Annotated in this window: 10 protein-coding genes (1 of these 10 cut by a window edge); 5 read left to right on the top strand and 5 right to left on the bottom strand. The window is 39.3% G+C overall.

Going from position 1 to position 16,834, the window contains the following annotated elements:
* Positions 1-6 precede the first annotated feature (6 nt).
* Positions 7-4,515, top strand: a complete 4,509-nt coding sequence (gene gltB / locus KCTC52924_RS09370; protein WP_251807970.1) for a glutamate synthase large subunit — start codon at positions 7-9, stop codon at positions 4,513-4,515.
* Between the two features lie 7 nt (positions 4,516-4,522).
* Positions 4,523-5,989: a glutamate synthase subunit beta gene (locus KCTC52924_RS09365; RefSeq protein ID WP_251807969.1), complete on the top strand. Its 1,467-nt coding sequence runs from the start codon at positions 4,523-4,525 to the stop codon at positions 5,987-5,989.
* A 165-nt stretch (positions 5,990-6,154) separates the two neighbouring features.
* Here the strand turns inward: KCTC52924_RS09365 and KCTC52924_RS09360 are convergent, their stop codons facing one another.
* From KCTC52924_RS09360 to KCTC52924_RS09350, 3 genes are all read right to left on the bottom strand, one after another.
* On the bottom strand, positions 6,155-7,846 hold the full coding sequence (locus KCTC52924_RS09360; RefSeq protein WP_251807968.1) for a SusD/RagB family nutrient-binding outer membrane lipoprotein: 1,692 nt from the start codon (positions 7,844-7,846) through the stop codon (positions 6,155-6,157).
* Positions 7,847-7,857: 11 nt separating this feature from the next.
* The gene (locus KCTC52924_RS09355; protein ID WP_251807967.1) at positions 7,858-11,409 is read right to left on the bottom strand and encodes a SusC/RagA family TonB-linked outer membrane protein; all 3,552 of its coding nucleotides are present in this window, start codon (positions 11,407-11,409) and stop codon (positions 7,858-7,860) included.
* A gap of 208 nt (positions 11,410-11,617) precedes the next feature.
* Positions 11,618-12,748 carry a FecR family protein gene (locus KCTC52924_RS09350; protein ID WP_251807966.1) on the bottom strand — a complete coding sequence of 377 codons (1,131 nt, stop codon included), beginning with the start codon at positions 12,746-12,748 and terminating at the stop codon, positions 11,618-11,620.
* 187 nt (positions 12,749-12,935) lie between these two features.
* Between KCTC52924_RS09350 and KCTC52924_RS09345 the strand changes: the two genes are divergently transcribed.
* Entirely contained in the window at positions 12,936-13,490 is a 555-nt protein-coding gene (locus tag KCTC52924_RS09345) for an RNA polymerase sigma-70 factor (RefSeq protein WP_251807965.1), read from the top strand.
* 55 nt (positions 13,491-13,545) lie between these two features.
* Here KCTC52924_RS09345 and KCTC52924_RS09340 read toward each other — a convergent pair whose 3' ends face one another.
* Together KCTC52924_RS09340 and KCTC52924_RS09335 are read right to left on the bottom strand one after the other, a co-directional pair.
* The gene (locus KCTC52924_RS09340) at positions 13,546-15,132 is read right to left on the bottom strand and encodes a sulfatase (RefSeq protein WP_251807964.1); all 1,587 of its coding nucleotides are present in this window, start codon (positions 15,130-15,132) and stop codon (positions 13,546-13,548) included.
* 33 nt (positions 15,133-15,165) lie between these two features.
* A complete protein-coding gene (locus KCTC52924_RS09335) occupies positions 15,166-15,819 on the bottom strand; it encodes a DUF1080 domain-containing protein (protein ID WP_251807963.1) in 654 nt (217 codons plus the stop codon).
* A 257-nt stretch (positions 15,820-16,076) separates the two neighbouring features.
* Between KCTC52924_RS09335 and KCTC52924_RS09330 the strand changes: the two genes are divergently transcribed.
* Both KCTC52924_RS09330 and KCTC52924_RS09325 read left to right on the top strand, forming a co-directional pair.
* Complete coding sequence (locus tag KCTC52924_RS09330; RefSeq protein ID WP_370671534.1) at positions 16,077-16,418, top strand: transposase; 342 nt, start codon at positions 16,077-16,079, stop codon at positions 16,416-16,418.
* Positions 16,419-16,461: 43 nt separating this feature from the next.
* Positions 16,462-16,834, top strand: partial view of a transposase gene (locus KCTC52924_RS09325; RefSeq protein ID WP_370671546.1) — the beginning only. The gene runs 563 nt beyond the window's last position; 373 of the gene's 936 nt are visible here — the first part of the coding sequence; the start codon lies at positions 16,462-16,464; its stop codon lies beyond the right edge, outside the window.

The following is a 16,834-nucleotide window of genomic DNA, read 5'->3' as shown; positions in this document are numbered from 1 at the left end:
TAATATATGAAGTTGAAAAAACAAGGTTTATACCTTCCGGAGTTTGAACATGATAACTGTGGAGCTGGCTTTATCTGTAGCCTAAAAGGAGAAAAATCGAACGATATTATCCATAAGGCTTTAGAAATATTGGAAAAATTAGAGCACCGTGGCGCGGTCAGTTCTGATGGAAAAACAGGTGATGGCGCTGGAATCCTTGTAGATATTCCCCATAATTTCTTTCAAGAAGTATGCGATTTTGAATTACCAGCCCCAGGAAATTACGCTGTGGGCAACATCTTCTTGCCACAGAAAGAAAATCAGAGAAATTTCTGCATCCAGACTTTCGAAGAAAATATAAAAAAACAAGGTTTACAATTTCTGGGATGGAGGGATGTACCCGTAAACAGATCCATTCCCGGTAGAATAGCGGCCGAAACAGAACCTTTTCTAAAACAGTTGTTTATTGCCAAACAAGACGAGGATCAAGACTACTTTAATTTTAATTTAAAATTATTTATAGCTAGGAAAGTAACGGAGCACACCATTAACAATTCCAAACTTTCTGAAAGCAATTTTTTCTATGTCCCTAGTCTTTCAACCAAAATAATCATCTTTAAGGGGCTACTAATGCCAGAGGACATCAGTCTTTATTACAGAGACCTAATGGATCCAAGGGTAGTGACCAGATTGGCCTTGGTACACCAACGATTTTCAACCAACACATTTCCCACGTGGGACCTAGCACAACCCTTCAGATATATGTGCCATAACGGGGAAATAAACACTCTAAGAGGCAACGTGTCCAGAATGCGTTCTAGAGAAGAACTCATGAAAAGCGATTGGTTTGGGGATGAAATAAAAAATATCATTCCTATTATATTACCGGGAAAATCCGATTCAGCCACTATGGACATGGTGGTAGAGTTATTATTGATGACCGGGAGGTCGCTCCCAGAAGTAATGATGATATTGGTACCCGAGGCTTGGGAAAAAAATGCTGAAATGTCGGAGGCAAAAAAAGCCTTCTACGAATATCACTCTTGTTTAATGGAACCTTGGGACGGACCTGCCTCCATTCCGTTTACCGATGGAAACTACATAGGGGCCGTGCTGGATAGGAACGGATTACGCCCCTCTAGATATTCCGTCACCAAAGATGGTTTTGTTATTATGTCGTCCGAAGTTGGGGTAATGGATATTGCTCCAGAGAATATTGCCCTTCACGGTAGATTAGAGCCAGGAAAAATGTTCTTGGTAAACATGGAAGAAGGCCGCATTATTAATGACGAGGAAATTAAGGAAGAAATTGCAGTAAGGCATCCTTATAAGGAATGGTTGGCGAACAATTTAGTGCATCTTAAGGATATTCCATACAACGACTGTCCACTGTTCTTGAACGAAGCTTCAGTACAAAAAAGAAAATCCATTTTTGGCTATACTTTGGAAGACCTAGATACCATTATTCTTCCTATGGGCAAAAGTGCAAAGGAACCTTTGGGATCTATGGGATCCGATACCCCTATTGCAGTTCTTTCTGAGCGTCCTCAATTGATCTACAACTATTTTAAACAATTGTTCGCACAGGTCACCAACCCTCCTTTAGATGGTATCCGGGAAGAACTTATTACAGACATTAGTCTTACTTTAGGCGGCGACCAGAATATTTTTGAATTTTCCGAGCTGCATTGTAGAAAGTTGAAAATCCAAAATCCGGTAATTTCCAAAGAAGATCTGGATAAAATAAAAAATTACGATGTTAGCCCCCATTTTAAGATAGTTTCCATCCCCATGCTCTATGACATCGACAAAGGTCATAACGGCTTAGAAGATGCACTACAATCTATTTTGGATCAGGCGGAAACAGCGATAGACGAAGGCACCAATATCATCATCCTATCGGATAGAAATGTAAGTAGTGAAAAAGCCCCAATCCCAGCTTTACTGGCCTGTTCCTTTTTAAACAGCAGCCTACAACGGATTGGGAAACGCTCAAAATTGAGTATCATCATAGAATCGGCGGAACCACGGGAGATACATCATTTTGCATTATTATTCGGATTTGGCGCAAGCGCGATCAATCCCTATATGGTAAATGAAATTATTGCCGAACAAATTGAAGAACAAGATATCACTGAATACTCCATAGAAGAGGCCATTAAAAATTACAATAAGGCAGTGGGCAAAGGGGTTCTTAAAGTGATGAATAAAATAGGGATCTCCACCTTAAACTCTTACCGTGGCTCTCAACTGTTTGAATGTATTGGAATTAACACCAAGGCAGTAGACAAATACTTCCCCAATACGCCAACACGGATCCAAGGTATCGGTTTGTATGAAATTGAAAAGGAAATTTCCATACGTCATAGGAAAGCCTATAATGACCAAAAAATCCCTGCGGATTTGGATTTGGAAATTGGCGGACAATATCGCTGGCGAAGGGACGGAGAAAAACACATGTTTAATCCAATGACCATTGCCAAACTTCAACAAGCCGTAAGAAATAATGAACCCAAATCCTTTAAGGAGTTTTCGGAATTGATTAACGAACAATCGAAACACCTAATGACTATTCGCGGTCTGTTCGAGTTTTCTAACTACGACCCTATACCTTTGGACGAGGTTGAACCGTGGACCGAAATTGTCAAGCGATTTAAAACAGGAGCAATGTCTTATGGTTCCATCAGTATGGAAGCTCACGAGAATCTGGCAATAGCCATGAACAGGATAGGCGGAAAAAGTAATTCTGGGGAAGGCGGGGAAGATGCTGAGCGTTTTTACAAGAACCAATCAGGGGATTGGAGCAATAGCGCCATCAAGCAGGTAGCATCGGGAAGATTTGGAGTAACCTCCAATTATTTGACCAGTGCCAAGGAAATCCAGATTAAAATGGCACAGGGTGCAAAGCCTGGGGAAGGCGGACAATTACCGGGAGCAAAGGTGAATCCATCTATTGCCAAGACTAGGAATTCCACTCCATATGTGGGATTAATTTCACCCCCTCCACATCATGACATCTATTCCATTGAAGATCTGTCGCAGTTAATTTTCGATTTAAAATCGGCTAACCGAAAAGCAAGGATCAACGTAAAACTAGTTTCTGAAATAGGTGTTGGTACCGTGGCGGCAGGAGTTTCCAAAGCAAGGGCGGATGTTATTCTGATTTCGGGCCATGATGGTGGTACCGGAGCATCACCACTCACCTCTTTAAAACATGCAGGATTACCCTGGGAATTGGGAATTGCAGAAGCACAACAAACCTTGGTCATGAACGACCTAAGAAATAGAGTAGTCTTGGAATGCGACGGTCAGTTAAAAACAGGTAGGGATGTCGCTATTGCCTGTTTATTGGGAGCAGAGGAATTTGGATTTGCAACCGCACCATTGGTCGCCTCAGGATGTATAATGATGCGGGTTTGTCATCTAAATACCTGCCCTGTAGGCATCGCCACGCAAAACCCAGAATTGCGTAAGAAATTTGAAGGAAAACCAGAACACGTAGTCAACTATATGTATTTTGTAGCCCAGGAGCTACGTGAAATAATGGCTCAATTAGGTTTTAGGACCATCAATGAAATGGTGGGACAGGTACAGAAATTAGATCGCAAAAAAGTCCTTGCCCATTACAAGGCAGCTGGTATAGACCTAACTCCAATTTTACATAAGGTAGATGTTCCCATTGGCACAAAATTTCACAATACCCAGAAGCAACAGCACGATATTGAGAAGTCCATTGAGTTTGAAATTTTGGAAAAAGCACATCCGGCTTTGTTCAGAAAGGAAAAAATTTCCTTGGATTTCCCTATTCATAACACAGACAGGGCCGTAGGAGCTATTATAAGTAACGAAATCTCCAAGATATATGGTGCGGAAGGACTTCCAACAAATACATTGAAATTAAATTTTACTGGTTCGGCAGGACAAAGTTTTGGGGCCTTTGCCACCAAAGGACTTACCATGATCGTAAACGGCAATACTAATGATTACCTTGGAAAAGGCCTTTCCGGAGCAAAATTAGTCATTAAAGTCCCTTATAAGTCCACCTTAAAACCGGAGGAAAATGTTATTACAGGTAACGTTTCCCTTTACGGTGCCACTTCTGGAGAAGCGTATATAAACGGTAAGGCCGGGGAACGGTTTTGTGTACGAAACTCTGGCGCCAAAGCCGTAGTAGAGGGAATTGGGGATCACGGCTGTGAGTATATGACCGGTGGAATTACCGTAATCCTAGGAGAAGTGGGAAGAAATTTCGGGGCTGGAATGAGCGGTGGAATTGCCTATGTTTTTGATGAAAAAAACACTTTTAAAAAGAATTGCAATACAGAGTCACTTAACCTGTTAACGGTAGAAGATGACACGGATATTGCAGAACTAAAGGAGTTGATAGAAAATCATTACAATGCCACACTTAGCCCAATTGCCCAACGGATATTGGAAAATTGGGAAGAATGTCTAACGAAATTTATTCGAATATTCCCGGAAGAATACAAACAGGCATTGCTTAGGATGGAAAAAGAAAAACTAGAAACTATATAATCGAAACATGGGAAAGATAACAGGATTTTTGGAATTCGATAGAAAAGTAGAGGATTACGCTCCAGTAGCAGAAAGAATAACTCATTACAGGGAATTTACCCTTCCCTTAAAAGAAAAAGAATTAAAAGATCAGGGCGCAAGGTGTATGGATTGTGGTATCCCTTTTTGTCATAGCGGCTGTCCTTTGGGCAACCTTATCCCAGATTTTAATGATGCGGTGTACCGTGGAAAATGGGAGAAAGCGGCAGAAATATTGCACTCAACCAACAATTTCCCGGAATTTACGGGGAGGTTGTGTCCAGCACCATGTGAGGAAGCTTGCGTTTTAGGCATCAATGAAAATCCGGTTTCTATAGAGAATATTGAAAAGAATATTGTAGAAACTGCTTTCTCAAAAGGATGGGTAGTTGCCAAACCACCTAGCAAACGAACAGGAAAAACAGTTGCGGTTATTGGTTCTGGACCAGCCGGCTTAGCTGCTGCACAACAATTGAACAGGGCCGGACATTTGGTGACCGTATTTGAGCGGGACGAAAAAGTAGGTGGCCTTCTACGATATGGCATTCCTGACTTTAAATTGGAAAAGCAGATTATAGATCGAAGGGTTACCATTTTATATGAAGAAGGCATACAGTTTAAAACTGGGATCAATGTTGGTGTAGATCTTCAGGCATCGGAAATCAAGGACCAATTTGATGCCGTTGTCCTTACTGGTGGAGCTACTGTTCGCCGCGGCCTACCCATAGAAGGTGCAGATCTAAAAGGAGTGGTACAAGCGATGGACTTCTTAAAACAAAATAACAAACGGGTTGATGGAGTCTTGGAGCTTGGGGAAGAAATAAAAGCGACCGGAAAAGATGTGGTCGTAATTGGCGGTGGGGACACAGGTTCTGATTGTATTGGAACATCTTTCAGACATGGGGCTACCTCTGTTTCCAATTTTGAAATATTGGGGAAACCAACTTTGGAGCGACCTACAGATCAACCATGGCCTTTTTGGCCGATGCGTTTACGCACCAGTTCTTCCCATAAAGAAGGGGTGGAACGATTTTTTAGTATTACCACAAAGAAATTTATAGGCGACACCAATGGGAATCTTATGGGACTTATTACGTCGGAAGTAGAATGGATTACGGAACCCGGAAAGCGACCCCAACTTAGGGAAATTCCTGGAACCGAAAAGAATTGGAAATGTGAATTGGCATTATTGGCCTTAGGGTTTACAGGGTCCGAAATGACCATTGCGGAACAGCTGGGCCTAAAAGCAGATATGCGTACCAATATAAGGGCAAGTGAGGCCGATTATATGACCAATGTACCGGGAGTATTTGTAGCCGGTGATCAAAGAAGAGGACAGTCGTTAATCGTGTGGGCTATCTCCGAAGGCAGACAGGCCGCACACCATATAGACGCTTTCCTAATGGGGAGTTCTAATTTACCGTTAAAAGGAGAGGGCGATTTGCCAAGGGTTTAATCCCACTAAAAATTACTCTTATTCATTAAAAGAAATATAAAAACCTGTGAAGATATCTTCACAGGTTTTTATTTACTACATTAATTTAACCAGCTCCATTAGGACATCCGTAATAAATTAACATCAGCTTTCAACCAATTAAGGGGAAGTCTTTCTAGGCCATTTTTAATTCCACGGTTTACTAGTGCCTTGAAGCAACCACATTTTTGAATATGAATGATCTCCATTCTGCCCCGATGGCACGTTAGGTGTTTTTTCCAACCTATCTACAGCTTCGTTATAATTGGCAATATATTTAGGATCCAAATTGGGAGACGGGTACATAAACCTAAGAGGAAGCTTGTCTCCAAATAAGGCAACAGGCCCAGTTTGTAAATCTGGATAACCTGTTCTCCTCCAATCAAACCAGGACTCGATACCCATCCAACTAGAAATCCATTTTTGAGAAATAATACGCTCCAATTTATTAGTGGCTCCATTTAGGTTCACATCCAAATTGCTATAGTAGCTGGTAAAATCATTACCTGAATTTGCCAATTCCACCCCATAATCTTCCCAAGATGCCTTAATTGCATTTTGGTAATGTACCTCTGCACTACCCGAAATACCGTAATCACCTTTTAATGCCGCTTCAGCCAACAAAAATTCAACTTCACTAAAGGTTATTAATCGCACCTTTATGTAATCTTCCACATTCTCGCGATACCTTCCGTGCAAAAAGGAAACATAGGGCATCCCTTCCGTAGGATATTGACTAGTATCACCTCCTCTATTGTATACAAGCGCATTACTACCTGCTAAACCGGGAGGCAAACCAACATAAAGTGAATAATTAATAGGCGACGTATTCCCTGCAATAGGGGGCACCAATAGTACATCCTGTGGTTCGCCATAAATATTGACGTAATCTAAAGGGGTTGGCTCCGTAACAGAAGTATCCCATTTTCTTAGTACGGGCAACACCCAACGATCCAATCTCGGGTCCTGAAGGCCCACCAATTCATCTACGATAGTTGAGCAAGGTTTAAATGCAAATCCAGGATTTGAGGAATTCAAAGACCCTCCAGGAGCAGCATTATAATCGGATACTCCTAAAAATTCCATAGTGGCGGAATCGGATCCGCTCTGAAAAACAAAATCACTAGCCGCTTTAAACTCCGTAACGGTGTTAATTCCCAAAGCATTCATCTCAGAACGTTTGTTATCTAATCGCATAGCATATCTAAGCCGTAGAGAATTAGCAAACATGCGCCATTTCTCAGGATTACCACCATAGATAACATCTGCTGAGGAGGCAACTAAATTAGTACTTAAATCTACATTGGTCAAAAGTTCATTGGCTGTCCTCAAATCTTCAAGAATTCCTTTATAGATAAATTTTTGTTCGTCATACTTTGGAAAAAATATTTCCTCATTGGCAGACAGACTCTCAGAATAAGGGCAATCTCCGTACAAATCGGTAACCAGACCAAAAATAAAGGATCTCATCACCAAGGAAATCCCTTGAAAAAACTTATGATCCTCTTCTACAGCCTTTTTATAAATAATTTCATTGTTTCGGAGTATTTCATAATAATTCCCCCAACCTTCTGGGGCCCAATCATAGCTATTTACCCTCAATGCTTGAAAATCAGTACCCCTCTGGGTATATTGCATCGCACCAGAGATATTGTTCCCGTCCCTACCGAGGTTATTGTAGGCTTTGGCCGTTTCGGTAAGCACATAGGTCAACACATAATTAGAAGATACGTCCTCCGCATTGTTTGGACTTACGTTGATATCCTCAATATGATCACATGATGACATAATTAAGAAACACGGCACCAATACCAGTATATTTTTATATAATTTCTTCATCTGTTTTATATTTACAAATCAATATTTAATTTAAAACCATAAGAGGCTACCCATGGCAGGGTATTATAATATTCAATTCCCTGCACCCAATTGTCACCTCCCTTAAAGGCCCTTTCCGGGTCAAAATTGATACCTGCCTCAGTCCATTCAAATAAATTTTTAGCAACTAGGGAAACTGAGACTTTCTGAAGCCCCGTTTTCTGGATCAAGGTCTTTGGAATGTCATAAGTCAATGCCAATTCACGTAATTTCACATAAGTAGCACTGTATATATTATGTTCCGCAAATTCTCTTGCTGAATTTTTATTGGCGTCAAACGGAGTTTTCCAAATCGTCCCTGGTCCTCCAAGATTTTCTACAAACTCCTTGTTTCCGCCAACCACTACCTCACGAACCCCAGGATGGAAACTGGCATCATTTTCCCTACCTAATGATGGGTTGCCCCAATCAAAACCTCCTAGTTCTTCCGTTCTGCCACCTACCCAATACCCAAAATAGGCGTCTGGGTTAGCTTTAATCTGTTCTACAATATCACTATTGGGGTCATAGGGTGTACCAGAAAGGGTATTTTCCAGTTGTCCATTGTTTCTAAAGAACCGCATAGATCCTGAAAAGAATTCCCCCCCTTGTCGCCAATCAATATTGGCCGATAAGGAAAGTGATTTATAGGAGAATTTGGGCTGAAATCCCATAGTAAAGTCGTTATTGAAATTACCGATCTTCTTTAAGTTCTCTGGGTTATTGTCCTTTTGTAATAAACCTCCATTGGAAATTATTGGATATCCAAAATACGGCGAATTTTCATCCTTTACCGTTAATACTGGTCTAGCATAGATATCTCCAATGGTTTCCCCCACATAAGTTCTGACAATAGCATCTCCCTCTTCCCCAAAATTGAAGAATTCCATTCCATCCGAAAGCTCTTCTATCTTGGTCCTATTTCTGGAAACATTTATACCTAAATCCATTTTAAAATCTCCGGCAATAATTGGAGTTGAATTTAATCCAATCTCCCAACCCCTACTGGAAATTAGCCCAGCATTAATTAATTTATTGGTTGCACCAGATTCCACAGGTACGGAGATATTAAGCACTTGGTTTTTATTCTCAACCTCATAATAAGTGGCTTCCAATCCCAATCTATAATCCAATAGCTTTATATCGAATCCTATTTCCTTGGAGGTAGCAATTTCAGGTTTTAAACGGTTGTTGCGAAGTATACCATCTTGATACATCCGTTTTGCATCTCCCCAATCTGCAGCAGTAGAAAAATATTGTTGCAATTGATAAGGGGCTATATCGTTTCCCACCTTGGCCCATCCTGCTCTAAGCTTTGCATAAGGAATCCAGGAAGGCATGTTGAATATATTGGACATTAAGAGGCTTAGCGAAGCTGACGGATAGAAATAGGAATTATTTTCTGCCGGCAAGGTGCTGGACCAATCATTTCTACCGGTAACGTCCAAAAACAACATATTCTCATAGCCCACTGAAATCATACCATAGACTCCCTTAATTGTCTTTTCATTGTATTCACTGTTGTACCTAACCGTCCCTGGTACAGCATTGGAAATAGTAAATAAATCTGGGACTACCAAGGCATCTGCCAAAGTACCTAATGAGTTTCCATATATATTTAAATCACTGACACCAATTAAGGAGTTAATATCCCATGACTTATTAATCTTTTTGTTATACGCCAGGATAAGATCAAAATTTGATTCCTTTCGGTACAACGATTCCACATTATAACCGCCATCTAATTGCCCATAGGTACTAAAACCTTTTTTAGACTGCCTACCTTCCGTATAACTATCTCTGGAATACCTACCTGTTAGGGTTAAATCTTCCATAATATCCCAATCAAATTGAAACTTCGCCACCGTTCTATCCCTTAAAAATGAAATGGTATTTTCATGCACAAGAAACCAAGGGTTATTCTGTTTGTTTTTGTATTTCACCTGTGAAACTCCTTCTAAACCAGGTTCCCAATAATCTTTAAGATCATTGATATTGACATGAGCAGACATTTCATAAACACTTCTCACCACTGTATTACGGCCACCATCTACCACTGGCCTATTATCTGAACTTGATTCGGACACACCAATATTCCCTTGGACTCTGAATTTGGGAGAAACTTTATAAGTACCATTTAGGTTAAAGGATTGCCGCTGTAAATCCGTATTGGGAACAATGCCCGTATTGTTCATATCCCCTACTGAAATTCTAAAATCGCCTAGATCATAATTCCCACCCACGGACACATTGTTGGTATAGGTAATTCCTGTTTGAAAGAAATCAGTTAATCTATTGTTATACGAAACTAAAGGAGCCTTTTGTCCATTGGTATTCCATTGCACCCATTCTTCACCAGCGTCCAATCTAGGACCCCAACTTTCATTATCATCCTCTTCGAACATGTGAACTCCAGCCTTTCCTGGACCAAATTTTGTTTGGTAATTTATATATTTATAAGGATGATCAAAGGTTATGGCAGAACTTATATTAACTCCAATACCTTTTTTTGAACCTCCTCCTGTACGTGTGGTGATCAATACAACTCCGTTTCCAGCTCTTGAACCGTATAAAGCTGCAGCACTTGGCCCTTTTAGAACTGAAACATTGGCAATATTACTGGGATCCAAATCAGATATGGCATTTCCCATATCTGCTCCCTCATAAAAATTATTAAGACTATTTACAATTGGAACACCGTCAACTACAAATAGAGGTTGATTATCACTACTAAGCGATGTAGCCCCCCTAATGATCATATTTACCGACGATCCGGCCAAACCATCCATTTGAGATATACTCACTCCCGTAACTTTTCCCGCTAGTGAATTAAGGACATTCTCTTGGGGTGTTAAATTTACAGCATCCCCATCAACCTCTGAAATGGAATATCCTAATGATTTTTTTTCTCTTGATATTCCAAGCGCTGTTATAACCACTTCATCTAATCCTGCCGTACTTTCGTCAAGCGAAATAATTAGACTATTCTGTTGGCCAACTGCAACTTCCTTGGTGGCAAAACCAACATAAGAAACAATTAAAGAGACATTTTCATTACTGATTCTTAAGGAAAAATTACCATCAAAATCGGATTGTGTTCCATTAGTGGTTCCCTTTTCTAGGATGTTAGCCCCAGGCAAAGGATCTCCATTTCTATCCACTACTAAACCCGAAATTTCTCTTTGAAGAACACCCATTCCTTCATTTTTCACTTTATTCAGCGGACCCATCCTCGGTTTTTCTATTTTATTTTGGGTAAGGATTACTTGTCTATTTAGAACCTTATAGTCCGTATTCGTGCCGTAAAAAAGCAAATAAAGCACTTCCGTTATTTTTTTATTCTTAAGGTGAACGGTTACTTTTCTATTAAGATTAATTTGATTACTCTCATATAAAAATCTAAACTCAGACACATTTTCGATCTCCTCAAAGATCTGCGCGATAGTAAGATTATCCGCATCTAAATTTATTTTAGTTGTCTGAGAGTAGGAATTTGCCTGGATTTTAAACAACGAAACTATAAGTAAAAGTGTTGTTAATTTCATTTTCAAGTCCATTTTAGGAATTTGCCAATATGGCAAACACACAATGAAATATTTTTTCATAATTTTGTAATGATTAAATGATTAATGATAACATTATTTAATTCACAATTCTTAGATCGGGGAATGGTCTCAAGCATTTCCCGATTTTTTATACACCATTATTAACAGGTTTATTACATAGGCAGTTGGTTTTTTAATTAAGCTAATATTAGTCGATCACTATATTTCGGTCGGTTATTTTGTAATTAAAAGGATAAATTTCACTAATTGATTTCAATACGTCATCTATTCGCTCAATATCCGTACTAAACCAGGCGTTCAATTTAATTTCACTTAGTCGAAGGTTGTTATTTTGGATGGACACATTGTACTTTCGCTCTAACTTTTTAGTCATATCGGAAAATGAAGCATTACGAAATATAAGTTCTCCGGTAATCCAACTAGTGTAGTTCTCAACATCTACTTCCTCTACAGCTATACTATAACCCGCTTTATTCCAAGAACCTTTTGCACCAGGTTTCAACATTACGTTGTCATTTGGATTGAAAGTATTGCTCATTTTTACGGAACCTTCAACCAGCACCGTATTAATTTCCTCATCTTCATTATAGGAAGAAATATTAAATATGGTTCCAAGCACCTCGATCTCCACACGCTCTGCATGTACGATAAAAGGCCGATCCATATCCTTCGCTACTATGAAATACGCCTCTCCCTCAATAAAAACTTCTCTTTTTCCAGTATTCAAAAATTTGACGGGGTATCTCATCTTCGTTCCTGAGTTGAGATGAACCAAAGTGCCATCAGACAATTCAACATCAAACACTTTCCCAAAAGGGATTTCCAACTCATTGTATACCAGCTCACTAATATCAGAATCTCCCTTATAACTTATTTTATTTCCCTTTTGCACACCCAACACTTTGCCTGCAATGGAAATAATTTCTTGTCCTCCCCCCTCTTGGATTACCTTAACTTTTTCACCATCCATTTTTAATTTAATAGCAGTTTCTGAAATGGGAACTCCTATTTCAGAATTTCTCAGTTGATAGACTGTATAACTAAATGCTATTAATCCAACAAAAATTGCTGCATACTTTAAAATTGTTGTCCAAAAGGGAACTATCAGCTTTTTAGTAACTGTTATTTTTCTAATAAGTTTATCCCATTCCTCATCTGTATTTAATTCCTCCAAAACCACCAAAGCTTCTGAAACCAAATTTTCGCGATAAATGGTATCCACAATTTCTCTTTCACTTTCGGTTAAACCTTCAAGTATATCACTATCCAATGTCCCAGAATCTAGGATGTTTTTTAAGACAAATTTTAAATTTTCCATACTTGACATTTGAGGCTCTTTATTATAAGTTGAATAAAAATAAAAATAGGGTGACAAAATTTAACTTTATTTAAGAATCTGATAAATTTTATTGTCAATTGAAATTAAATAACTATAATTGAAGCTACAAATCAACCAATAGCACAATTGACCAACCCTAATTAAGGGCGTGGAAAATTGGAAATAAATGCCGTTACAACCTAAAATAAACCAACGGGAATTGAAGGAACTCTTTAAAGAGTACTATCCTATGCTGTGTCTTATTTCATTCGGCATAGTTAAGGATAAAGATGCCGCCAAAGATAATGTCCAAGATTTTTTTATCTCATATTGGCAACGGAAGGACTCTATTTCAATAACAACTTCGTTTAAAGCATATGCGATTAGGGCCGTAAAAAACTTGAGTTTGCTTTGGTTGGAAAAAGAAAAAAAAGAAAAAGCATTGTTTGAAAATTTTCAGATACCTGAATATGAGGAGCTCAATGTTTTGGAATCTTCCAACGCAAGTAGAAAAATTCAAGCACTGCTCAATCAGCTTCCTGAAAGTCGAAAACAAATTTTCATTTCAGCCATCATTAATGGACAAAGTTATGCTGAAATAGCAGAAATGAATGGAATCTCGATCAATACTGTTAAAACACAAATGAAAAGAGCATATGCCTTTCTCAGAGCGGGGACCACAGATAATTTATTAAGCATAATCTTTTGGGTAACACTAATTTCACTAAGCATAGGACATTAGAGTTATTTTCACCCCCCTTTATCACAGTAATTCTAGACCGTTTTAGTCTAAATTCCTAATCCGCCGTCACTTTACTCCCCCACCAGTCGGGATTGGGCTGAAAATCATTGGAAAGATACTGTAGGCGTTCTTTTTCTAATCGCGGTAACATTTCGTTAATTATACGCTCTTTTCTTTTCTGAGCCAAATTTGAATCGTATTCCGGATCCAATTCAGGAATCTTAGCCCCTACCTCCTGAAGCCATTCTGTTAGTTGGGTGCTGAGAGCTGTTGCAAGCTCCTCATTATTCTTAACTACATTGATCTGTTCTGCACTATCAGAAGGCAAATGGTAAAGCTCCTCCCTGCCATCTTCCCAATAATGAATTAATTTCCAATCTCCTTTTCGAATTATGGAGGAGGGTTGACCACCTTGATTTCCATAATGCGGATAGTGCCAATACAAAGGCCTTTCTATCGTTAACCCCTTTCCCTCCAACAAGGGCTTAAGACTTATTCCATCTACATGTTGTCCGGGTTTTAAATCGATATTGGCTAAGTCTAAAATAGTAGGATAAAAATCGGTCCCAATAACAGGAAAGTCGTTTTCCCAACCTCCATTTTTTAACCAGGGCACTTTTATAAAATAAGGTTCACGTAGTCCCCCTTCAAATTGATACCCCTTTCCGCCACGCAAAGGCAGATTACTAGTTGAAAAATTGTCCCCAGAGGCCACCCCACCATTATCAGAAGTAAAAATAACTATAGTATTATCCTCCAATCCAGAAATACGCAAGGCTTCCAATACTTCCCCTACGGCATCGTCCATACTTTCTACAAGACCTGCATAAATTGGATTATCCTGTACGATACGGATTGGCAAAACATCTTCCATTTGATACCCTTTTGCATCGACACCTTGTAATTGGGCTTTATTTCTATATTTTCTCCATTTTTCATTTGTAGTTTGAATGGGACCGTGTACCGCATAAAACGAAAGAAAAGCAAAAAAGGCAGTATCCCTATTTTTCTCGATAAATTCAGATGTCTCCTTAGCCAATCTCATGGAGAGGTTTTCTCCTTTTTCCTTATTGGGCAAGCTTGGGTTAGTCCATGGAGAATAAAAACCGCCAATGGGGCTACCTTTGTCCCATCCTCCCTTATTGCTATCAAAACCATGGTCTTCTGGATAAGACCCCTCATCTCCCAAATGCCATTTTCCGGCAAAGAAGGTCTTGTATCCATTTTCCTTCATAGCTTCCGCCAAAGTTTGATCTTCCTTTGGAAGGGAATGAACATATTCTGCCGGGAGTACTTTATCAAACCTGTTTAATTTTCGCCAATTTTCCCCTGATGGTGCACCTATCCAATCCGTAATTCCGTGTCTGGCGGTAAACTTACCGGTCATTATACTGGCTCTAGATGGACTACATACACGACTGGCGGCATAGCCTTGGGTGAAAATCATCCCTTCACGAGCCAATTTATCAATATTAGGAGTTTCATAAAAGTCACTCCCAGTAATTCCCAAGTCCATCAGTCCCAAGTCATCTACCAAAATAAAAACTACATTAGGCCTTTTGGGGGCTAATTGAGATTTTTTGGCACAACTGTATATTGCACCAACAAGTAGTACACTGGTAAGAACATTAATAATCTTCATAAATATAGAAATTGGGAAAAAAAATAGTATAAATTAAGGCAATGGCCTTACCATGATATCCTTAAAATATATAATACTATTTGCATCGTGGCCCTGTAATGCAAAGGTTCCCCCTTTAAGAACTCTATGTTGTCGATCCCCTGCATCGCGTTTAGGATTTTCCGGTTCGGTGTAATCAACTACTACTATGTCGTTGATCTTTATAATAACCCTTTTGCCCTCTACTTTTATATATTCCGTATACCATTCATTATCACCCACGTAGGTCTCCATTACATTGACAATATCATATAAGCTCCCGGTGCGTTTCCAATCACTTTGAGAGTTGTTCACCTGTACCTCATAACCGTGTATGGGCCAACTAGCCTCCTGATAACGGGTATGGATATAAATTCCTGAATTGGAATTGGGTTTGGTCATAACGGAAGCCTTAAATTCGAAATTTTCAAAATGGTGACCTTCTACCTCTCCCACATAGAATAAATGTGCTTTTGGACCGGCGACCTTAATGGCGGCATCCGCTATGCTAAAAGTATCAGCATTTTCTCCAACTTTCCATCCATCCAGATTCTTCCCGTTAAACAAAGAGACCCAGCCATCCTTATTTATATTTTCCTGTCCAATACTGGTATTCAAAAAGGCAAGGGAAGCTATTAAAATGATTAAAAATTGTACTTTGTTTTTCATGGTCCGTTGATATTATAAAAATTCAACATACAAGATATTAAAAAATTAGGAGCACGAGTAGTTTCGAACTAAAATATAAACATTAATCGGAGTCACAGGCTTCCAATCATAGATAGATAGATAGATAGATAGAATAAATATCACTGACCGTCCCGGAGTGCAAGCGAAGCGAAGCACAAAGGGCCACGGGAACTGATCACGAGTCAAGTGTAAAACTTGGGGAGAATCTTTATCTTTGACAACAAAGAGATTAAATCTTGGATATAGAATTAGTGCGGTATTTGTTGCCAGAAGGCGTATTGGATTACTTTGAAATTGTAGGCCATAAATCATCAGAAGGTAAGATTCATTTTTACTTAGAAGAAAAGAACGTGCTCCCCAAAGAGCACCAATCAGAAATAGCCCAGTCCAAAGGCTTCCTGCCAGAGGTAACAGTTGAGGACTTCCCCTTAAGAGGTAAATCGGTACTGCTCCATATAAAGCGTAGGCGCTGGACTCTTATGGATACGGGAAAGATCATAAAAAGAGATTGGAATTTAATAGCTAAAGGCACTCGGATAACCAGCGAGTTTGCCTCTTTTTTAAAAGGTATCGTTTGACACCCATGCCGTAAGCGCTAAACGGTTTGGCGACTATTATAAAATTAATGGCAAAACCCTACAGTATCACTACAAAAACCATCTTAGCGACTTCAAGGATTGGCCACAAAAGAAACATTCACAAGATTGGTTGCTCTTTGGAAAAAATTTAAGCTACTATTTAAGTTTGGATGAAACCTCTTTGTCCAACGGTGAACTCTATACGATTTTAACCAATAAAGGAGCTAACGGAAAGAAAGGTTGTATAGTGGCCATTATCAAGGGAACTAAAGCGGATGACGTCATCAATGTACTTGATAAAATCCCTGTGGAAAGACGAAATATGGTCAAAGAAGTTACTGTCGATATGGCCGGAAATATGAATTTGATCGCTAAAAAATGTTTTCCTAAAACAGAAATCGTGACCGATAGATTTC

Origin of the sequence: Arenibacter antarcticus (genome assembly GCF_041320605.1) — a bacterium.
GTDB lineage: Bacteria > Bacteroidota > Bacteroidia > Flavobacteriales > Flavobacteriaceae > Arenibacter > Arenibacter antarcticus.
This window is presented reverse-complemented; position numbering and strand designations above follow the sequence as displayed.